At 55.9% G+C, this 20,365-nt stretch carries 16 protein-coding genes and 1 pseudogene; 7 read left to right on the forward strand and 10 right to left on the reverse strand.

The genetic code is table 11. The features are described from left to right. Positions 1-597: 597 nt before the first annotated feature. From ACR3FF_RS19880 to ACR3FF_RS19890, 3 genes are read left to right on the forward strand one after another with little or no spacing between them, the layout of a single operon-like run. A complete protein-coding gene (locus ACR3FF_RS19880; RefSeq protein ID WP_458189862.1) occupies positions 598-1,104 on the forward strand; it encodes a hypothetical protein in 507 nt (168 codons plus the stop codon). Further along, complete coding sequence (locus ACR3FF_RS19885) at positions 1,101-2,213, forward strand: TraC-like domain-containing protein (protein ID WP_458189863.1); 1,113 nt, start codon at positions 1,101-1,103, stop codon at positions 2,211-2,213. The genes ACR3FF_RS19880 and ACR3FF_RS19885 overlap by 4 nt, the downstream gene beginning before the upstream one ends. 2 nt (positions 2,214-2,215) lie before the next feature. Then, positions 2,216-4,132, forward strand: a complete 1,917-nt coding sequence (locus ACR3FF_RS19890) for a VirB4 family type IV secretion system protein (protein WP_458189864.1) — start codon at positions 2,216-2,218, stop codon at positions 4,130-4,132. Between the two features lie 225 nt (positions 4,133-4,357). On the opposite strand, the gene ACR3FF_RS19895 is transcribed toward ACR3FF_RS19890, so the two are convergent. From ACR3FF_RS19895 to ACR3FF_RS19935, 9 genes are all read right to left on the reverse strand, one after another. Continuing rightward, complete coding sequence (locus tag ACR3FF_RS19895; RefSeq protein ID WP_458189865.1) at positions 4,358-5,833, reverse strand: CoA-acylating methylmalonate-semialdehyde dehydrogenase; 1,476 nt, start codon at positions 5,831-5,833, stop codon at positions 4,358-4,360. 7 nt (positions 5,834-5,840) lie between these two features. Then, positions 5,841-6,974 carry a saccharopine dehydrogenase family protein gene (locus ACR3FF_RS19900; RefSeq protein WP_458189866.1) on the reverse strand — a complete coding sequence of 378 codons (1,134 nt, stop codon included), beginning with the start codon at positions 6,972-6,974 and terminating at the stop codon, positions 5,841-5,843. A gap of 1 nt (position 6,975) precedes the next feature. After that, positions 6,976-8,400 (reverse strand): aldehyde dehydrogenase family protein, encoded by a 1,425-nt coding sequence (locus tag ACR3FF_RS19905; RefSeq protein ID WP_458189867.1) that lies wholly within the window; start codon positions 8,398-8,400, stop codon positions 6,976-6,978. A gap of 78 nt (positions 8,401-8,478) precedes the next feature. Then, positions 8,479-10,317: an aldehyde ferredoxin oxidoreductase family protein gene (locus ACR3FF_RS19910; protein WP_458189868.1), complete on the reverse strand. Its 1,839-nt coding sequence runs from the start codon at positions 10,315-10,317 to the stop codon at positions 8,479-8,481. A 76-nt stretch (positions 10,318-10,393) separates the two neighbouring features. After that, positions 10,394-11,905: an aldehyde dehydrogenase family protein gene (locus ACR3FF_RS19915; protein ID WP_458189869.1), complete on the reverse strand. Its 1,512-nt coding sequence runs from the start codon at positions 11,903-11,905 to the stop codon at positions 10,394-10,396. A gap of 47 nt (positions 11,906-11,952) precedes the next feature. Next, the gene (locus tag ACR3FF_RS19920; protein ID WP_458189870.1) at positions 11,953-13,107 is read right to left on the reverse strand and encodes an ABC transporter ATP-binding protein; all 1,155 of its coding nucleotides are present in this window, start codon (positions 13,105-13,107) and stop codon (positions 11,953-11,955) included. Between the two features lies 1 nt (position 13,108). Continuing rightward, positions 13,109-14,320: an extracellular solute-binding protein gene (locus ACR3FF_RS19925; RefSeq protein WP_458189871.1), complete on the reverse strand. Its 1,212-nt coding sequence runs from the start codon at positions 14,318-14,320 to the stop codon at positions 13,109-13,111. A gap of 84 nt (positions 14,321-14,404) precedes the next feature. After that, the gene (locus tag ACR3FF_RS19930; protein WP_458189872.1) at positions 14,405-15,253 is read right to left on the reverse strand and encodes an ABC transporter permease; all 849 of its coding nucleotides are present in this window, start codon (positions 15,251-15,253) and stop codon (positions 14,405-14,407) included. Continuing rightward, positions 15,250-16,116 (reverse strand): ABC transporter permease, encoded by an 867-nt coding sequence (locus tag ACR3FF_RS19935; RefSeq protein WP_458189873.1) that lies wholly within the window; start codon positions 16,114-16,116, stop codon positions 15,250-15,252. The genes ACR3FF_RS19930 and ACR3FF_RS19935 overlap by 4 nt, the downstream gene beginning before the upstream one ends. 289 nt (positions 16,117-16,405) lie before the next feature. Here ACR3FF_RS19935 and ACR3FF_RS19940 point away from each other — a divergent pair, with 289 nt between their 5' ends. The 4 genes from ACR3FF_RS19940 (at position 16,406) to ACR3FF_RS19955 (ending at position 20,120) form a co-directional block, all read left to right on the forward strand. Beyond that, complete coding sequence (locus ACR3FF_RS19940; protein ID WP_458189875.1) at positions 16,406-17,233, forward strand: nitrilase-related carbon-nitrogen hydrolase; 828 nt, start codon at positions 16,406-16,408, stop codon at positions 17,231-17,233. A gap of 64 nt (positions 17,234-17,297) precedes the next feature. Continuing rightward, positions 17,298-17,750 (forward strand): Lrp/AsnC family transcriptional regulator, encoded by a 453-nt coding sequence (locus tag ACR3FF_RS19945; RefSeq protein ID WP_458189876.1) that lies wholly within the window; start codon positions 17,298-17,300, stop codon positions 17,748-17,750. After that, a complete protein-coding gene (locus ACR3FF_RS19950; RefSeq protein WP_458189877.1) occupies positions 17,750-18,628 on the forward strand; it encodes a dimethylarginine dimethylaminohydrolase family protein in 879 nt (292 codons plus the stop codon). Before ACR3FF_RS19945 ends, ACR3FF_RS19950 begins: the two co-directional genes overlap by 1 nt. A 100-nt stretch (positions 18,629-18,728) precedes the next feature. Next, the gene (locus ACR3FF_RS19955) at positions 18,729-20,120 is read left to right on the forward strand and encodes an aspartate aminotransferase family protein (protein WP_458189878.1); all 1,392 of its coding nucleotides are present in this window, start codon (positions 18,729-18,731) and stop codon (positions 20,118-20,120) included. A 132-nt stretch (positions 20,121-20,252) separates the two neighbouring features. Here the strand turns inward: ACR3FF_RS19955 and ACR3FF_RS19960 are convergent. Further along, positions 20,253-20,365, reverse strand: a pseudogene (locus ACR3FF_RS19960) (IS1595-like element ISHti5 family transposase); the annotation flags it as partial.

Genomic DNA, 20,365 nt, shown 5'->3' on the forward strand with positions numbered 1-20,365 from the left:
GTAGCCTCATTACGCACCAATCCGGACAGCGGCTGAATCAGGCGACTGATTCAGTCGCCTCATTCTGACTACTACGTGTCAGCAACTGGTCTCTTGAGCCAGAGTGGACAACTAGCGAAAGTAGAGAATCATTTCACAGTTTGTCTGGATTGTCTTGAATGGGAAGACAAAGGTATCGTTAGCAAGAATGTAAGGCAAGCAGATAGATTGAAAAACGCTGAACGTAGCTTCACCCTTCTCTACGGACGCGCCCTATTCAAAGAAGCAACCGAAAAGACCCGTCTGTTCATCTATTCTGGACGGTTCCTGTTCGTTCGACGTCTTCTCGCTGCAGGTGTCGGAAGTACACTCGTTATCGGGTGTGCTCTCGTGTGTATCGCCCTCACTGGAACGCTCTTTCTTGGGGTCCAGACTGGCCTCCAATGGACGAAAACCGCTTTCACAGACCTCCTCCGAACTGGGGTACGTCTCGGGACGAATCCGGTCGTTCTCCCCCTCGTGATTGGGGGAGGATATCTTGCCCACGTTATCGAACGTGAGCGAGCATATGTACGGCATGTCGAGCGACAGCGCCGCCGTGGTGACCCGACGGAAGTCGTGACACATGTCCGACCACGATGGCAGTTCGTCGCCGTCTTCTCCACCGTCGGCTGCATCGGGGCCCTCGACTGGCTATTGATACACACCGGACGATTCTCACAGGGATCGGCAGTCGGCGCACTCGTCTTGTGGGGAGTCAGTACGGTTGGCATCGCGTACTTCCTCCGAAAAACGATCCACGAAGACCGAGACCTTGCTGGGTTCGACGTGTGGGCAACCCCCTGGGTGTTCGCCAGTCGAACCGCACTCGGTATCGGGGTCGTCGGTGGCTGCTTGTCACTCCTCGATGTCCATCCTCGCTTTACCGAACCTACCCTCTCATTTGTGCTGTGGGTTCCACCCCTCACAGGCGTTCTCTACGTCCTGCGACGCGCTTTCGAACGACGGACGGGGTGGCAACCACACACTGCGATTCGCTGGCTTCGCACCCACAGCATGACCGACGCTGTCCACGACCGCATCGACGACGAAACAGAACCCAAAGCAGATGACAAAAATCAATGAAACGAGATAATCCACGACGCCGAATCCTCGATACGTTCGGTGCTGGTGACGAAATCGCTGGTATCGACATCGATTACAGCCTTGCGGATCTGAAGTTGTTCCTTCCTGCATTTGCGGGGGCGTTACTCTGGTTCACCGCCTTCGCCACACAGGGTGGTATCATCGCCATCAGTGTCGGCCTCACTGGTGGCCTCTCGCTACTCGGAGTGACGGGGGCAATCGTGTTCATCGCACCGTCACACATGACACCACAGACGTGGCTGCGCCAGATGATAACGTTCTCACGCCGTCCCAAAACGCTAACACTCTTTGGAAAGCGCATGGCTAAGCGCACCGAACCACTCACCCGTGTTCAGAAATTCGATCCGCGTACCGATACCCTCGAACGAACTGATGGGACACTCGTCGCTGGTGTCCAGGTCGACCCAGCGAACTTGACCTTGGCAACCGACACCGAATGGAATGCAGCAGCGGACGCACTCGGTACCGCACTGAACACACTGGAGTTCGACTTTCAGATTCGGTCGACGGCTCGCCGTGTCGATGCCGAGCAACTGGTTGCAGGGTACACAGATCGACTCGATGACCCGGACGTTCAATCGAACGAAACACTCAGAGAGCTCATCAAGCACTATCGCGAACGACTTCCCCACGATTTTCAGGCACGGGGGACGAGCGTTCGTGAGTATCAAATTCTCATCCCTGTCACCGTCCACGAAGTCCAGCTCGCAGAACACGGTGCGCTCGCGAAATTGGCTGACGTGCCCTATCTGGGAACTCTCTTCGAACTCGTCGGTGCGGAGAGTACGCGCATGACGGACGCCGAACTCAAAACGGCACAGGGTCGAGTCATCGCAGAACGACTTCGGGCCGTCCAGGATGCGATTCGTGGTATCGAAACCTGTCGAGCAGAGCCGATTACTGCGGACTTACTCTCGGACTGGGTCGACACCTACTGGACGGGAACACAGTCGGAGTTCAGTTCGGATAGCACCCGTCTGCGAACGAAGCCAGTCGTCACTGCTCGAACGGCAGTAGATACGGGACTACAATCGGACCGTGACGAAGAATCGGATACGATACCCGAATCGACTCCCCCAACACCGTAATCATGTCACTTTTCACTACCCTCCGTCACGTAATCGGTGGGACAGACACCGAATCAACATCGACACAGCTACTGGGCGACGGAAGTGACCACCACGCTCGACTGGTCGCACCGGCAAGTGTCCACTGCAGTGCAGACACGACACAGGCAGGCGACCAGTGGCTCAAGACGTTGGTCGTCATCGATTGGCCGGATACGGCAGATCCCGGCATCCTTGAGACGATCACGACGCATCCGAGTGCCGATGTCGACCTCTCGATCCATGCGAGTCCACGACCAATTGAGCGTGGCATCAAAGAGTTCGAGAACGCTATCCGTGATCTCCAGACTATCCGACTCGGCAAAGAGAAAAATGGGAATCCCACGCTCGGTATCACTGAGCGGCGGATTCACGAACACGAAGAAATTCTCGCGCAACTCACAGAGGGCTCACAGTCAGTGTTCGACGTTGCCGCGTACATCACGGTGCGTGGTGAAACCCAACGGGCTGTCGATCGGACGTGCCAACAGATTTCGACCGAACTCGCGAAACGACAGTTGACGGTGAAATCACTCGATTATATCCAGACGAAAGGGCTCATCAGTGGGAGTCCGGTCGCCGAGGATGCAGTCAGTAGGGAACTCCCCAGTGCCCGGACGCCGATGCTCGGTAGTGCACTCGGCGCTGCATTCCCCTTCTCGACGACGACCGTCATCGAAGAGACCGGCGTTCGGTATGGTTATCACGCGACGACGAACGCCCCAGTGGTCGTCGACCGTTGGCGTCGACCAAACGGCTACAACGTTCTCGCTGCGGCGAAAATCGGTTCTGGAAAATCTATCACCGCGAAACTCCTCAGTCTCCGTGAAATCGCGAACGACCCGGAGACGATTCTCATCATGATCGATCCGCTCGAAGATTTTCGCCCGCTTGCAAATGCACTCAATGCAGACCAAATCGTCGTCGGTGGGACACGCCAGATGAATCCAATGGAAATCGAGAAAACACCAGCACACGTTCTCGAAGCGACGGACGATCTCGACCCGTATGTACAGCGACTCTCGAGCGTGATGGGCTTTTTCGAGACGTACTTCGCACACGTCGATACGAGTGGTGAGGGACTCGACAAGAATGCACGTGCCGTCCTCGGACGCGCAGTCCAGGAAGCGTACGAATGGCGTGGAATTACTCGTGACCCGAGCACGCATGGGAACACGAGCCCGACCGTTCAGGACGTGTTCGACATTCTCGGACAGATGGTAGAAGACGCGAGTTCGTTCTTAGAAAGCGAAGACAAAGAGCTCGTCCCGACGCAAACGGAGATTGAGAAATGGGAAGACAGGGCCGCCGAACTGCGAATCGGCATGCAGCCGTTCATAGGAGGGGGTGAGTTCGCAAATCTCGCAGGCCAGTCAGATATCGACCTCCGGGATGCGAAGGTCACGTATCTCGACCTCCAGCAAGGTGAAGGCGAATGTGAAATCGCCCTGATGATGCAGCTGTTATTCGATGCCGTTTACGAGCGAGTGAAGCAGACGACCAAGAACGTGATTCTGGTTATCGACGAGGCACAGTATCTGATGAAGAATGCGGGTACACTCGATTGGCTGGAACGTGCGTATCGACACTCCCGTCATTACGACCTGAGCATCCATCTCGTTACCCAGGAGGCAAGCGACTTTTTCGTCCACGAGAAGGCGGCCGTGCTGGCAAAAGAATCGTCGATCAAGATACTTCAGCGATTGCCAGGGTTATCGGACGCCCATCGGCAGAAGCTTGGGTTAAATGAGCGTGAAGCGGACTTTCTTCGACAGGCCAAGCCAGGGACACGTGAACGTGGCTACAGTCACGCACTCGTCTGTGTTGAGGACGAGGGACACTTCCCGGTGAAGGTGACTGGCCTTCCCGAAGAGATGACCATCGTGGATGCAGAAAAGTAACGAGCACTCACTGTTGCTCCCGAAAACCTGCCCAGACAGATTTTAGTTCTCGCTGTTGAGCGAGTATGCGTCGTACTTGTTCTTCTCGAAAGACAGGTCGCTGTTGGAGACGCTGACATCCAAGAACACGTTGGCCGGGACATCCTGAAAGGTGAGAGAATATGGCGTGTCACCATTGTAGAATGTATCCAAAAGAAAAACTCCGTATCTGCAGACGAACGCAAATCAGTGCGAGGGCCAGCGTTCAATATATACTGTCTCGTCCGTATAGAAGCGAATCATATCGTCACCCTGTGCGTGGAGATCACCGAAAAAGGAGTCCTTCCGCCCGCCGAAGTGGAAGAACGCCATTGGCGCCGCTGTGCCGACGTTCACGCCGAGGTTACCTGCCTCGATGTCGTGGCGGAACCGCTGGGCTTCACCCCCTCGGTCGGTAAACAGACTAGCGGCGTTGCCGTACTCACTTCCGTTGACCGTCGCCAACGCATCTTCGAAGTCTTCGGCGCGGACGAGCGCGAGAACCGGCCCGAATATCTCCTCGCGCGCGATGGTCATGTCGGTCGCCACGTCACCGAAGACGGTCGGGCCGAGATAATTTCCTGCCTCGGGGACATCGTGCTCGCGTCCGTCGAGGAGAAGGGTCGCACCCTCTTCGATCCCCGTTTCGATGTAATCCCGAATCGTGTCCTCGTGACTTGCGGTGATGAGCGGACCCATCTCGGTACTGTCAGCGAGGCCCCTTCCAACAGTAAGGTTTGCTGCGATTTCGACGACTCGGTCTGCAAACCTATCGTAAACGTCGTCGTGTACGACTGCGACAGGGTTAGCAAGACAGCGTTGGCCTGAGTTAGCGAATGCTGAAGAAACCGTCTGTTCAGCCGCAAACTCCAGATTTGCTGACTCAGAAACTACGATGTGATTCTTCGCGCCACCTTGTGCCTGGACGCGCTTGCCATGTGTGGCCGCAGTTTCATAGACGTGTTCTGCGACGGGTGTCGACCCGACGAACGAAGCACCGACGATATCTTCGTGTGCCAGTAGCTCGTTTACCATCGCTGGGCCGCCGTTGACGAGACTGACCACACCATCCGGGAACCCCGCTTCGTCGATGAGTTCGAACAGTCGCATTGCCGTGAACGGTGTACGTTCGCTTGGTTTGAGAACAAAGCAGTTCCCGGTCGCCACGGCGTACGGGAGGAACCACAGCGGGATCATTCCGGGGAAATTGAACGGTGTGACGGCCGCGAACACCCCGAGCGGATGTCGAACTGCAGTCTCGTCGATGTCAGGAGCGGCACTCTGCACATGACCGGCCTGCATCATCGACGGGATGCCACAGGCTACTTCCACGTTCTCGATACCACGCCGGAGTTCACCCTTCGCTTCCGCGAAGGTCTTACCATGTTCAGTGACGAGCACTTCCGCAAGTTCGTCTTGATTCGCCTCAAGAAGCTGTTTGAGTTCGAACAGAGGCTGAATACGTTCTTCGACCGGTCGCTGTGACCATTCGTCGAACGCCTCGGTGGCGGCGACGAGGGTTTCGTCGAGGTCAGACGTATCGCTGAACGGTGCCGTCCCGATTCGTTCACCGGTCGCTGGATCGACGATATCCTGTTCGTCCTCGCCTGCCGGTGAGCGCCATTCGCCAGCAATGTAGTTCATCGCGCTATCGTTCGATGATAATGGGGTGATTACAGTCATTGGCAGGTCATGCGTTTCGGGTTTCGACGATCTCGATGTTGCGCTCTCGGAGTTCATCGATGAACTGCTCGGGGTCGAGGAGTTGTTCTGGCGGCTTCGCACCCGTGTCGAGTGCTTCGCCACGACCGACAAGTTCTGCCGCGATGCCCATCGGAACACCAGTCCAGACGGCGGTGGCCTTCAGTCCCCAATCGTCCAGTCGTGACTCCACGACCACAGAGTACTGATAATGGGTGTCCTCGCCGTCTTCTTCGCCAGCCACGTCTACGCGGAAAGACTTCCATTCCTCGACCGCGCCCGGTTTCGGCTGGCGGTCGAGATGCCAGTCGAGGAATTCACGAGGACTGAACGTCGCACCCTCGAACTCGACTTCCTCCTCACTGGTGAGATTCAATCCGATGAGTACGTCACAGATGTTCACGAGGTCAGGTGAGAATGCGACCCGGAAGTCAACGGTTTCTACCCCTTCGAAGGTGTAAGGCATCGTCGCCAGTTCGGAGTGGATGCTGTGGAATCCCTCGACCTCACCGACAGGACTCGGCATTGTGTACGTCTCACGTCCCGAAAGGGGTTCGAGTTCTTTGAATTCACCGTTCTCGAAGACGATAGGGTTCATTGTGAGTTCGTCCAAAATCGTCTTCGCCGAGTAGGCGAAACCGTCACCACCACCCTTTGCACCGGTTCGGATGTGAATTTCGTCGACGCGGTCAAGATGACTTGCGCCTCGTGCTGCTGCGACGTTCGTCAATCCTGGGCTGGCACCGATACCCAGAACGGCCGTGAGTCCGGCCTCGTCGAACGCTTCGTCGAGTTCGAGTTGATCCTGCGTCTTGTGATACAGGCCACCGAGGTCGAGATAGTGGGCATCCGCTTCCAAACATGCCTCCATTACGTCAATATTGAACGCGTAGGGGAGCGCGTTCGCCACCACGTCCGCGTCGGCGAGCACATCGACCAGTCGGTCGTGGTCTGTCACGTCGACCTTCGCAGTTTCGACCGTTCCAGGAAGATCGGCGGCGATGGCTTCAGCAGCGTCGAGGTCTGCGTCCACGATGACAAGGTCGACGTCATTACGCTCTGCGAGTTCGTGTGAGGTCGCTCGTCCCATTGCACCGCAACCGCCGAGTGCTATTACATTCATATCAGTAATACTTGTAATTCATCATAACTGCTTTCGTTTGCGTCATCGCTTCGAGATGCCACTTGCTTCCGTATCGCCCCCCTGAACCGCTCTCTCCGTATCCACCGAACGGGAGCAACCGCTCCCAGTAGTTGTTAGTCTCATTAACGAACACACCTCCCGCTTTCAGGCGATTGGTGGCGTCATGGGCGCGTTCGAGCGAATCAGTGAAGATGGCGGCCTGAAGGCCGTACCGGGAGCGATTGGCGACCTCGATGGCCTCTTCGTAGTCGTCGACCCGGATGACAGGCGTCACCGGACCGAACGTCTCTTCGGTGGCGATATCCATCTGTTCGGTCACGCCGTCTACCACTGCGGGATCGTAGAACAGACCGTCGGTAGTACCGCCGGTCAACAGTTGTGCGCCCTGCTTGACTGCACCGTCGACGTGGTCTTTGGCTTTCTGCTGGATGCGCTCGCTCACCATCGGCCCGACGTCGGTTTCCTCCTCGAAAGGGTCGCCGAGCGTGAGAGCCTCGGTCTTTTCGACCACGGCTTCGATCAGGTCGTCATGGACCCCTTCGGTCGTGATGACACGCTCGGTGCCACAACAGACCTGGCCAGCATTCCAATTGCTTCCCATTACGATGCTTTCGGCAGCGTGGTCTACGTCGGCATCGTCGAGGACAAGAATTGGATCCTTACCACCCATCTCCAACAGACATTGGGCATTGCGTTCTGCGGCTGTTTTGGCTATTTGTTGACCTACCTGAGTACTTCCAGTAAAAGCAATCAATCGGACATCTCGATGACCGACTAACTCTGCACCGGTCTCGCCTGCCCCCGTGATGAGGTTAAAGGCACCGTCGGGGAGACTAGACCCCTCGAATGCCTTCGCGATGTGATAGGCCGTTAGTGGCGTTTCCTCTGCAGGTTTGAACACCACCGGGTTACCGGTAGCGATGGCAGAATAGATACTTCCACCAGGAACTTCGAGTGGGAAGTTCCACGGGGTGATAACTGCACACGGTCCATACGGTTCGCGTTGAGTGTACGCGAACCGTCCCCGAAACTCCGACGGAACGACGTCGCCGAACAGTCGGATTGCGTCGTGTCCGTAGTCATCGCTCGACTCGATGACGTACTCGGTCTCTTCGTATGATTCGTGGAGCGGTTTGCCCTCTTCACGGGTGATGAGTTCAGCAATCTCGTCTTCGCGCTCCTCGAAGTACTCCGTTACCTCATCGAGCACCGCCGCTCGCTCGAACGCGGTCATCTCTTCGAGTTCTCGTTGTGCACGGCGGGCCGCTTCGACCGCCTTCCGTACGTCTCCAGCAGACGCATTAGGAACGGTGTCAATAACCTCACCCGTAACGGGTGAATCGACCTCGATGCCCTCGTCGGACTCGCTGTCGACCCATTCACCATCTATGTAGAGCTGTCTCATGTGTGAGTCACTCTACCGAAGGTGGACGTGAACCAAAAATCTTTCTGGAAATGGCGGGAGAATACGGAAAGATTTCGCCTAGCTCAACGCATCGTCGAAGTCATTGATGTCGAGGCGAGTCATCGTGTCCGTCGTTGGGTGACCATTCGTCGACCATCCGCGCAGGTCGTAGTACTCCTCAAGCATCGTCTCGAACGTGTCCTCTGTGATGCGATTACCGTCGGCTGGCCCACCATCCTTCAGAGGTTGCGTGAACCGCCGGGGAAGTTCGTCGTCGTCACGGCCGAACCCTTCGCGCATATTGAACAGACGAGTGAGATTCCACGCTCGCTCACCGACGGTTTCGAGTTCTTCCACATTCACGTCATAGCCGAGCTCATTCAGCCACTCCGCCGCACGCTCGTAGTTGTACGCAGTGAAATCGCAAGTCACCATGCTAAACGTGAGTGCGTTTTCGTCTTGGTCGGCAACCACGGCTTCGGCCATCCCATCCGCCTCGTATGGATCACGCTCGCCGCCGAGTGCGTCACTACCGATGGGCCATGCACGCTGGTGGCATCCTCCGCGGTCACTAGTCGCGTACGCGAGTGCCATTCCGAACGACGCACGCGGATCGTACGCCGGAAGTTCGAGCCCCTTGACTTGGACTGCGGCTTCCCGCGCTCGGTCATCGTCGAGCGACTCGGCTGCCAACCGTGTCCCGTCGGCGAGAAGATCGCCGACTCCCTGACGGTGGGCTATCATGTCGACGAGTTCGGCGGCTGCTTCCGCGTCGCCCCAATCGATGTCGTACTCTATCAACTCCGCTTCGACACATTCCATCGCGAACGACAACACGTTTCCAAGTGAGATGGTGTCCATCCCGAGCGTGTCGGCACGGTGTGCGAGTTCGGTAACGGCAGTCACGTCCGTGATGTCGGTATTTGCTCCAACCATCCCGATAGTCTCATACTCGGGCCCCCAACCGACGCTCGTATCCTCGAACGCACCGTCGATGTCTGTATCAGAGAAATCGGTCACGTGTCCACACGCGACCGGACATCCATAGCAGGAGTCAGTAGTGACATGCCCGGGCTCAAACGCATCGATGTTCAGCATATCGATATCGTCGATAGTACCACGGGTCCAGTTGTGTGACGGCAGTGCGCCGATCTCCTGTGTCCAATCGGGGATGAGTTGAGTACCACCGTTGCGGGCCCACGACACCTCCTCGCTGGTTCCGAGTCGCTTCGTGTGCTCGACACGCAAATCCTGGATACCCGGTGCGTCTGGTGCCGAATTCGCTGAGGCTACTACAGCCTTTAGGTTCTTTGACCCCATGACGGCGCCGACACCGCCACGTCCAGCGTGGTGAGTTCCTTCGTCACTCGAGATGGTGGCAAAGCGTACCTTATTCTCGCCCGCGGGACCGATGGCTGTGGTTTTCGTTCGTTTACCATCGAATTGGCGGGCAGTTTCGTCGGTTTTCAGTCCCCAGAGGTCGCTCGCGTCTTCGATGGAGACGCCGTCCGCAGAGACGTCGAGATAGACCGGGTCATCGGCCTTTCCCTCGAAGACGACGCCAAGGTAGGAGGGGAGAGCCCACCGGAACATCGTCGGAAAGTGACCACCCGAGTAGGAATCCACGAACGTTCCGGTGAGGGGGGATTTCGTGATGGCGGCATACCGGGACGTTCCGGGTGCAAATCCAGTGAGCGGCCCGAACGTAAACAAGAGCACGTTTTCCGGCGAGAGCGGGTCGGTTCCCGGTTCGAGTTCGTCGAGTAGGAGGGCTGCTCCTAGAGCTTTCCCGGCGATGAACCTGTCGCGGTAGTCCTTCGATATCTCTTCTGTTACGACCGTTCTGTCAGTCAAGTTCACGCGCAGGAGATGTCGAAGTTCTTGAATACCGTCCGTTTTCACCACACTCTGTGACATTCGTAACGGTTGAGTCCGGAATCACAAATATCTACCCGAAATGATCATGGTAAATTGGAAGACCATCGATCACCGGTCAGAGCGACGGGTCTTCAAGGGCCAGATGGACGGACTTGCTCTGTGTGTACTCCGAAAGCGCCTCCTTTCCACACTCGCGGCCGATACCGGATTGCTTGAATCCGCCGAACGGTGTGCCTGGAACGGTGCCAAAGTACTGATTCACCCAGACGCTCCCCGCAGCGATATCTGCGGCCACCCGATGCGCGCGCGAGGTATTCTGCGTGAACACGCCGGCCGTGAGTCCGTAGGTCACCCCGTTCGCAACCTCGATGGCTTCCTCGTACGTCGAGAACTCGAGAATGAACTGAATGGGTCCGAATACCTCTTCCTGTGCAATTCGCATCTCCGGCTGGACGTCCCCGAACACCGTCGGTTCGAAGAAGTACCCTTCGTCGAGTTCCGCGTTCTCGGGACGACTTCCACCCGCTAGAACAGTCGCCCCTTCCCTTTCACCAAGCTCGACATACTGCTCAACTTTATCTCGGTGTGTCGCATAACAGAGTGGTCCTTGATTCGCGTCTTGAAGGGGGTCGCCGACCGTCCGGGTCTCGATTGCGTCGAGATAGTGATCGAGGAATTCATCTTTCACGTCCTCGTGAACTACGAGACGAGTTCCGGAGTCACAGGACTGCCCGTTGTTGTAGAGGCCGGCGACGACCGCGGTCTCTGCCGCCGCCTCTATGTCGGCATCTGGAAACACGACAAATGGGTTCTTTCCACCGAGTTCAAGCGTAACGGGCGTCACGTCTTTTGCAGCCGCCCGCATGACTTCCTGTCCAACAGGCACCGAGCCCGTGAACGAGACCTTTCGGATGCCCGTATGACTGGATACCGCAACGCCTGCTTCATCGCCGAATCCGGGAACGACGTTCAACACACCATCCGGTAGGATATCCTCTGCGAGTTGCGTAGCACGGATCACCGCGAGCGGGGCCTGCTCGGCAGGTTTCGTCACCGACGTATTCCCCGCCGCAAGGGCTGCACCAACCTTCCAGCCCATCAAGAGGAGGGGATAGTTCCACGGAAGGATTTGGCCGGTTACGCCAAACGGTTCCTGCCTGACGTACGCGAACGAGTCGTTACCGACGGGCGGGACCGATCCTTCCTCTCCCACCGCCGCTGCGGCATAGTAATCGAAAAAGTCGAGACCTGTCTCGACGTCTGCACGCGCGGCCGAGAACGGTTTTCCGACTTCGAGAGTTTCCAGAAGGGCGAGTTCGTCGAGGTGGTCGCGAAGGACATCCGTCCACGCCCGAATGGTGTCGCCACGTTCCATCGGTGTCATTTGACTCCACTCACCATCGGATGCCGCCGCTGCAACCGACACTGCGTCGTCCACATCCGCCTTACCGCCGCGTGCCACGTCGGCGATGGGTTTGGCTATCGCGGGGTCATCCGGCGCGAACGTCTCGTCGGTTGCCGCCGCTTTGGTTTCACCGCCAATGACGACGCCGAACGTGATATCTCGGGTTGCGTCTTCGATTGCCGATTCGTGATTCGCTCTAAGTGTATCTGTATAGTCTGTCATTGGAAAACAGGTATCGTTCGAAGTGATTTCCAGTTCGGGTGTCAATCTCACTCCGTCAGCACGACGGTATTATCGGCCGACCATCCGACCGTCACGGTTCGACCGGTCGAGAGATACTCGCCGCGATCGGTTATCTGCATGTCGACGGTGAGTTGTTGACCGTTCGACAGCTCTACGACGAATTTGCCGAGGTTCCCTTTGTATATTTCTTCCGTCACCTCGGCTTCGAAGGTGCTATCTGTTTCGCGTGCATCAGTACCCAGCCGGATTTTTTCCGGTCGAATAGCGAACGAAACTTCACCTTCTGCGTCGGGTTTGTGTGGGACACGGAACGAGAGTCCATCACGCTTGACGATCGGACCGTCTGGGGTCTCGGCGTAGGTTCCTCTGATAAGGTTCGTTTCGCCGATGAAATCTGCGACGAACTCCGTTTTCGGTTCCTCGTAAATCTCCGTCGCTGACCCAAGTTGTTCGAGATGACCATCTTTCATTACGGCGATCTCGTCGCTCATCGTTAGCGCTTCCTCTTGGTCGTGGGTAACATAGACGAACGTAGTGTCCAGATTCTCCTGGAGGTTCTTCAGCTCGACCTGCATATTCTTGCGGAGTTTCAGGTCGAGTGCACCGAGGGGTTCGTCAAGCAACAGCACCGTCGGCTGAGTGATCAACGCACGCGCCAGGGCGACACGCTGTTGTTGGCCGCCCGAAAGTTCGCTTATCTTCCTATCCTGGTGGTCGGGGAGTTCGACCAATTCGAGCGCTTCTGCGACGCGTGCTTCTATCTCTTCGCTCCCCGTTCGGCTGACGAGACGCTTAAAAGCACCACCGAAGCCACTTCTCGTATTGTATCCTCCGTCAGGTGCTTGGCCATGTTCTTCAGGGAGTCCTTGCATCTCGAGGCCGAATGCAACGTTCTCGCCGACCGTCATGTGCGGGAATAGCGCGTATGATTGAAATACCATACTCGTATCGCGCTCAAACGGCGGAATGTCGTTGACGCGTTCACCGCGGATATAGACATCACCGCTTGTCGGGGTCTCGAATCCGTCGATACACCGCAGTAGCGTCGTTTTACCACACCCTGACGGGCCGAGCAGGGTGAGGAACTTTCCTGCTTCGATGTCGATACTTACGTCGTCGACTGCGATTACATCGCCAAACTGTTTGGTGATCCCGTCGAGTCGAACATCGTAGCTTGTCATGTTACGCGTTCTTGATCTCGGTCCATGCTCTGCTGTACGTTTGCGTCGCTTGGCCGATGTTCTCGATGTATTCGAGTTTCTTCATCGTCTTCGAATCCGGGTAGATACTCTTATTCTTGAGGATGTCCTCGTTGATGTGCTTCTCGGCAGCCTGGTTCGGACTCCCGTAGTAAGTCCAGTTGGTTATGCGTGCACCGATTTTCGGGTTGAGATAGTAGTTGATGAATGCATGGGCGGCATTGGGATGTTTGGCTTTCTTGGTAACCGCACCATTGTCAACCCAGATGACGCCACCTTCCTTCGGTACTGTGTAAGCGATAGGCGAAGAACCGTCCTTGAATGTCTCCCAGTACGCCTGGAACACGCCACCAGACCACGCGTGAACCGGGCTTGCTTGCTTATTGATCAAGTTGGTGGTGAAATTCGAGGAGTCGTAGGTCTTGAGGAGGCTCTTTTGCTTGATAAGCATCTCCTTTGCTTCCTCGATCTTGGCCTCGTCAGTGGTGTTCAGTGAGTACCCGAGTCGCTTCAGAGCCGCGCCGATGGTTTCACGCATGTCATTGAGCATCGTCATCTGGCCCTTCCATTCGTTGTTCCACATCGCATCCCAAGAGCTGATAGCGGCGTTCTTGCCAACCATCTCCTTATTGTACCCGATACCAGAGGTACCCCACTGGTAGGGGGCTGAGTAAATACCGGGGTTGGGGTCATACGGAGTGTCTGTGAACTTCTGGCCGAGGTTGCTGTAGTTAGGAATTTTCTTTTTGTTCAATTTTCGAATCATCCCTTGTTTCACCAGGACGTTAATCATGTAGTCACTGGGGAATATGAGGTCGTATTGGTTAGTTCCGCCAGCTTTGAGCTTGTTGAACATCTCTTCGTTAGAAGCAAAATTCGAGACATTGACCTTCACGCCGTAGGCCTTCTCGAAATCCTGAACCGTCCCATCCGGCCAATAGTCGCCCCACTGGAAGATGTTCAGCTGATTTTCTAATTCGTAGCCAGGTTTTTTCAGGTCGTACTTCTGCTTAGGGTTGGCACTTCCGGCAGTCGTACCCGATGTCCCAGCGGTGGTCGTAGTACTGCCTGATGAATCATCTTGCTCGTTTCCGCCCGTACAGCCAGCGAGGCCAGTTACTCCAACTGCAGTAAGGGCGCCCGTCGTCTTGAGGAATCGTCGCCTTCCGTCCCGTGACTTACTTTGTTTGTTCATCTGTATCACACCGACTCTTTTTGGCTAAATGAGTGTATATGACATAAAGATTGGGGAGCTATACGTCTATCTCCGAAACTTTTTCTACCATATCGGCCCTTCGAACCATTGCGCAACTGCAACGACCGCCATCGTGACAATAATAATGAGCGCCGCGACGACATTAACACCTGGTGTGATACCCTGCCGAACCATCGAGAAGAAGAATATCGGTAGCGTGTTCTGACTGCCGATAATGAAGAACGTGACCACGAAATCGTCGAAACTCATGGCGAACGCGAGTAGTGCACCGGCCATGATTCCGGGTTTCAACAATGGAAGGGTGATATACCGGAACGTCTCCAATTCGTTGGCGCCTAAGTCCTTCGCTGCCTCTTCTAATGTGCGGTCGAAGCTTTGGAGTCGAGCGAGGACGACGATGGCGACGAAGCTGATGTCGAATGCGATATGCCCGATAACAGCCGTGTGAAGTCCGAGCGACATTCCGACGATGTTGAAGAACAACAATAGCGAGATACCCATCACGATGCTCGGGATAATGATAGGCATGTAGACGACACCTGTAAACAAACTCTTTCCAGGAAACTCGTAACGGTCGAGAGCAATCGCTAACATCGTCCCAAAAACGGTGCTGACGACGACGGTGACGAGCGCAATCTCGATCGAGTTAACGAGTGCCGAAAACGCAGCGTCAGGGTTGACGCGGGCAACGGTTTCGCCCGCCAGCAAGGCCTCGTACCACTTCGTCGTGAATCCTTGCCACACCAATGCGTACCGCGAGTCGTTGAACGATAAGGCGATAAGCACGGCGATGGGGAGGTAGAGGAATAGGTAGACGAGCGCGGCTTCGAAGGCCAGTAACGTCCCACCATGTTGGAAGAGGCGCGTACGTACTCGCGCGAACCAACTGCTCCGTGATGCATCAGCACTCATGCAATATCAGCGCTCCCGTATCGCTGGTAGAGAGCTATCGCAAGCAGCATTATCCCCATCAGCGTGAACGAGGCCGCCGCTCCAAGTGGCCAGTTACCCGCTGCTCCGAACTGCTCTGCGATGAAGTTACCAATCATCTGACTATCCGTCCCGCCGAGTAAATCAGGAATGACATACGCACCGGTACTCGGGATGAACACCAACAGACTCCCGGCGATGACGCCTGGCATCGACAGCGGGAATACGACGCGGCGGAATGCCTGAAATCGGTTTGCCCCTAAATCCATGGCGGCTTCCTGTAGAGTGAAGTCAATCTCCTCGATGCTCGCGTAGACGGGGAGGATCATGAACGGAATCCAGATGTACACTAGTCCGACCATGACCGCAAACCGGGTGTTCATTAGCGACTGGCCGGCCCCAAAAAAGGGCAGAATTCCCAATCCGTTGGTCAGAATGCTGTTACCAGACAGGAGAATCTGTATCGCGTAGATACGGACGAGAAACGACGCCCAGAAGGGGAGGATTATTAGCACCAATAACAGGTCTTGATACTCCTCAGGCGCGATGCGACCGACGTAGTAAGCGACTGGATAGCCGATAACGAACGACACCAACGTCGCCACCACTCCGAAGCCGATGCTCTTCAGCGTCAGTTGGACGTATGGCGTCGGTTCACCTGCTGCAAGGTCGATCGCGAACGGTACGATTGCTTCGATTACCCACGCGATGGTGAACCACGCAGCTTCCAGTATGGTCGCATCGTCGGGAATGAAAAATAGGCGATACTGCTGGAGTCCAAGGAACTTCGGTGCGATGAGTACTTCGCCGAACGCTCCCCGCTGACCAAAACTGTAGTAGAACATTACAGCCAATGGAACGAGAAAAAACGTGAATAGCCAGAATGCGCTTGGAACCATGTTGACAACCAGCCCAGTCCAACGATTCCCTCGTAGTCGGCTGAAAAATCCTATCTCAGTCTCGACCTCTCGGTCGCGAGTCGTAGTTTCGTTTGCCATGCGTTTCCTTGCCACGTCATCGCGGCCCCACAAAATAAGTTTTGTTCTATCTCACTCAGACACCGACTATTTCTCGTCAACCGAGTCAAAATACGGACAAAGTTTTTGTCTCCTACCCTCATAGCTCAGTAGGTAAATGGGCATCTGCGGAAGTTTCGACATCGCGTTGTGCCAATACGAACTCTGTGGAGTGACCTCATTTGACGCACTGGTGGGGCGAATGAAGGCCGCTTTCGAGCGTGCAGGTGATGCTGACCTGTACGTGCTCCCGGAACTATTCGTGAGCGACTATCTTGAAGGCGCCAGAGCTGACGACGCAGTGGCCGTCCTTGATTCCAGAGAGCAAACGCGCCTTCACAGCGTCCTCGCATCCGTCGCAGACGATCGTCAAGCAGTCGTCGTCGGTGGATCGTACAACGTCGACGATGATGGTTCAATCTACAACCGATGTCCCATCGGGATTCCCGGTTCGAACGTTCGCACGTACGATAAGAATCATCTGATTCCGGAAGAACGTCGAGCAGGAAAGCGAGCAGGAACCGAACCGCCGCCGGTCATCGAATACGACGGTGTCGGCATCGGCATCGCGATATGCTACGATGTCGAGTTCCCGGACGTCGTCCGGAGTCTCGCAAATCGCGGTGCAGAAGTCGTTGCCGTTCCGTCGTGGACTGCCGAAGAAGCGGGGTATCAACGTGTTCGACGCTGTTCGGCGGCACGAGCGGTCGAAAACCAGTTGTATCTCGCACAGGTCAGCGTCGTCGGTACCCACTCTGATAGCGAGCTCACAGGCACCGGACGGTCGGCGGTGTTCGCGCCCTGTGACGACATCGTCGGTTCGCACGGTACGCGGCTCTCACTTCCCAAAGATGTGGGAGCAGCGGCGACCTGTTCGGTCGACATCGCCGCACTCAGGACCTCCCGAACGGAAGCCGCAGTCCGTCCATACACTGACTCAGACTGATGAAAGGACTGAACAGTATGAAAGAAAAAGAAAGAATAGGAGAACGCAGTATAAAATGAGCCGTATGACCCTCGACGAAGTCGATATGAAGATACTCAAGATACTCCAAGCTGACGGGCGGACAGCACTGTCTGAAATCGCCCGCCGTCTGGACATGGGGAGCGCCACCATCCACGAACGAGTGAATTCGCTCGAAGCAGAGGGGTATATCCAAGACTACAGGGCCGTACTCGACCCCGAGTTGTTTGGGTTGGACGACGTAGCGTTCATCCGCGTTCATACCGAAGCCGGTCACTTCTCGGAAGTAGCCGAGCGACTCGCCGAGGAGACAGCGATTCAAGAGATTCACGAACTCACCGGCGACGCCGATTTATTGCTGAAAGTTCGTGTTGGCGACCGATCCAAACTCACTGACTTGCTGAGTCGCATTGGACAGTACGAGGGAGTCCTCTCCACGGCGACCGACATAGCCCTTCGAAGCGTGAAAGAAGAACAGCGACTCGACCTATCCGAATGATGGCTTGCTGGGAACTTTCACCGTCGGTTCGAACCGAAGTCGGGAAGCTTGAGAGTGTGCTCATCCACGAACCAGGGCCGGAGTTCAGCACCGTAGTTGACCCCGACGAATGGGATTGGGACGGGTTACCTCGACAGGAAAGTGCTGCGAGTGAACACGCAGCGTTAGTCGAAGAACTCGAAGAACGGGACGTGACAGTCTATTCGCTCGACAACGCCTGTGAGGGACTGGCAGAATCATTGTTCGTTCGGGACGTCGGCTTTGCGATCGAAGGGGGAGTGGTCGTCGGGAAGATGGTCGAGGAGACTCGGCACGGCGAGGAACGTCGCGTTACCGAACGCGTGGTTGAACTCGGCATCCCAATCTACCATACAGTGCACGGCTCGGGTGGATTCGAGGCAGGAAATATGGTGTGGATAGACGAGGAGACCGTCGCCATTGGGCGGTCGCGGACGACAAATGCCGAAGGCATTCGCCAAGTTCGAAACGTCTTAGAAACGTACGACATCGAAGTCGTCGAGGTTCCCATCTTCGGCAGCACCGAGAGCACTGGACAAACACATCTGGCTCTCGTGTTCAGCATGGTCGACACCGACCTCGCACTCGTCTATCCACAAGCCGTCCCCGCCGAATTTCTCGAAGTACTGCACGACCGAGGAATCGAGACAATAGAAGTGCCGATGCGTGAACAGCGTAATCGGGTGACGAGTACCATCGTTATCGAACCGGGCGAGGTATTGCTGCCGTCCGGAAATCCGCACGTCCGAAGCGCTCTCGACGACCGTGGCATTGAGATAGTCGAACTCGATATACGCGAGATTCGCAAGACAGGTGGCGGGTTGAAAGGGCTGATACTCCCCCTATCCCGCCATCCGTAGTCGTATTATTCCCCCATCTTCGGCCTATTTTCCGCATCATTTTCGTGACAACCCATTCTTTACCAAAGATTTATTGAGTGGACCTCCGTGGTATGAGATGATGAGCCTCGGTGACAAAGAACAAGAACCAGATCATGCAGAGCGGCTCCGGAACCAAACCAGTGAAAGTGAGCGTTTTCATGAGCGAGCGTCGAGTACGACACCCCTCGGTGTTGAGTCGAACGTCCGGTCGTTCGACCCCTATCCGTTCTACATTGAGGAAGCACACGGATCGTACCTTTACGACATCGATGGCAACGAATACCTGGATTTTCTGCTCGCACTCGGTCCGATCATCCTCGGGCATGGCCATCCCGAAGTGAGAGAAGCAGTCAAAGACCAGGTCGATACCTGTGATTTGACTGCCACCCCCCAACCGGTCGCCATCGAGTTAATGGAGAAGGTCAAAGAGATGACCCCGGGCATTGAGAAAGTACGACTCGCGAACAGCGGGAGTGAAGCGACCATGCACGCGATGCGGGTTGCTCGTTCGTACACGGGCAAAGACAAGATCGCCAAACCCGAAGGTGGCTACGCTGGGGCACACGATTATGCACTCCAGAGTGTCTACGCGAGTGAAGATGCACTTGGGCCTGCCGACGCACCCAACACCGTCTCGTACGGAACGGGCATTCCTGACGCTGTGAGTGACACCGTGGTCGCGTTTCCATTCAATGATAAGGAGGCTACTGAACGCATCCTCCGCGAGCAAGCCGACAACCTCGCAGCAGTAATCATCGAACCGGTGATGTTCTCATGCGGCTGTCTGCTCCCTCGTGATGACTACCATGAGTTCCTTCGTGACCTCACAGAGGAATTGGGTATCGTCCTCATCTGGGACGAAGTGATGACCGGTTTCCGACTTGCCCCTGACAGTGCACAGGGCCGTTTCGGCATCACACCTGACATGACGACGTTTGCCAAGGCTGCTGGCGGCGGCTATCAGGTGGCTGGATTCGGCGGGAAAGCGGAGATCATGGACGAAATCATCCCTCCAAAAAAGAAGGAGGCGTCGAAGTGGAACTCCTCAACCTTCCATGGAGGTACCTACAATGGCCATCCAGTTTCGGCAGCTGCCGGGTTGAAGACGCTCGAAATTCTCGATGAGCGCGACGTGTACGACCATATCGACCGTCTCGGTGACCGGCTGTTCTCTGGGCTACAAGAAGTCGCCGACGATGTCGGCATTGATGCGAACGTCCAGCACATCGGTTCGATGGGGCAGGTGTACATGACCGACCACGATATCCACCGTTACCGTGACACATGGCACGCCAACGAAGACCAGTTCGCCGACTGGTGGCTCGAAGCCGCTGCGAGTGGCGTTCTGTTCGGTAACCCGATGCAAGGAGAGCGATTCTTCACCACCTATACCCATACGGACGAACAAATCGATACTGCACTCGAAGTCGCAGAGGACGCATTCCGCGCAGTGAACCACGACTACGAGTAAACTATGAGCGAACAGGAGCGCAGTCCGGCCGAGAAATTCGACGATTACGTGATGCCCATCATGAAGGGCTACGACCCGTTCACGGTTTCACGTGCGAAAAACACGACTCAGTACGACATAATCGGAGAACGCTCATCTGTAGAAGTCAGTACTTAGGATCTGCTCGAACCAGTCGTCGGTGTTGAGGATCCAGCCCAAGAAGTTTAGATAGCCCTGTAAGTGGTGTTTTGAGACGCCTCGGAACC

Source organism: Haladaptatus ordinarius (assembly GCF_054177595.1).

Coding starts and splice junctions, on each gene's coding strand:
- ACR3FF_RS19885 (WP_458189863.1), top strand. CDS start 1,101: ATGAAACGAGATAATCCACGACGCCGAATCCTCGATACGTTCGGTGCT.
- ACR3FF_RS19890 (WP_458189864.1), top strand. CDS start 2,216: ATGTCACTTTTCACTACCCTCCGTCACGTAATCGGTGGGACAGACACC.
- ACR3FF_RS19895 (WP_458189865.1), bottom strand. CDS start 5,833: ATGACTGTAATCACCCCATTATCATCGAACGATAGCGCGATGAACTAC.
- ACR3FF_RS19900 (WP_458189866.1), bottom strand. CDS start 6,974: ATGAATGTAATAGCACTCGGCGGTTGCGGTGCAATGGGACGAGCGACC.
- ACR3FF_RS19905 (WP_458189867.1), bottom strand. CDS start 8,400: ATGAGACAGCTCTACATAGATGGTGAATGGGTCGACAGCGAGTCCGAC.
- ACR3FF_RS19910 (WP_458189868.1), bottom strand. CDS start 10,317: ATGTCACAGAGTGTGGTGAAAACGGACGGTATTCAAGAACTTCGACAT.
- ACR3FF_RS19915 (WP_458189869.1), bottom strand. CDS start 11,905: ATGACAGACTATACAGATACACTTAGAGCGAATCACGAATCGGCAATC.
- ACR3FF_RS19920 (WP_458189870.1), bottom strand. CDS start 13,107: ATGACAAGCTACGATGTTCGACTCGACGGGATCACCAAACAGTTTGGC.
- ACR3FF_RS19925 (WP_458189871.1), bottom strand. CDS start 14,320: ATGAACAAACAAAGTAAGTCACGGGACGGAAGGCGACGATTCCTCAAG.
- ACR3FF_RS19930 (WP_458189872.1), bottom strand. CDS start 15,253: ATGAGTGCTGATGCATCACGGAGCAGTTGGTTCGCGCGAGTACGTACG.
- ACR3FF_RS19935 (WP_458189873.1), bottom strand. CDS start 16,116: ATGTTCTACTACAGTTTTGGTCAGCGGGGAGCGTTCGGCGAAGTACTC.
- ACR3FF_RS19940 (WP_458189875.1), top strand. CDS start 16,406: ATGGGCATCTGCGGAAGTTTCGACATCGCGTTGTGCCAATACGAACTC.
- ACR3FF_RS19945 (WP_458189876.1), top strand. CDS start 17,298: ATGACCCTCGACGAAGTCGATATGAAGATACTCAAGATACTCCAAGCT.
- ACR3FF_RS19950 (WP_458189877.1), top strand. CDS start 17,750: ATGGCTTGCTGGGAACTTTCACCGTCGGTTCGAACCGAAGTCGGGAAG.
- ACR3FF_RS19955 (WP_458189878.1), top strand. CDS start 18,729: ATGAGCCTCGGTGACAAAGAACAAGAACCAGATCATGCAGAGCGGCTC.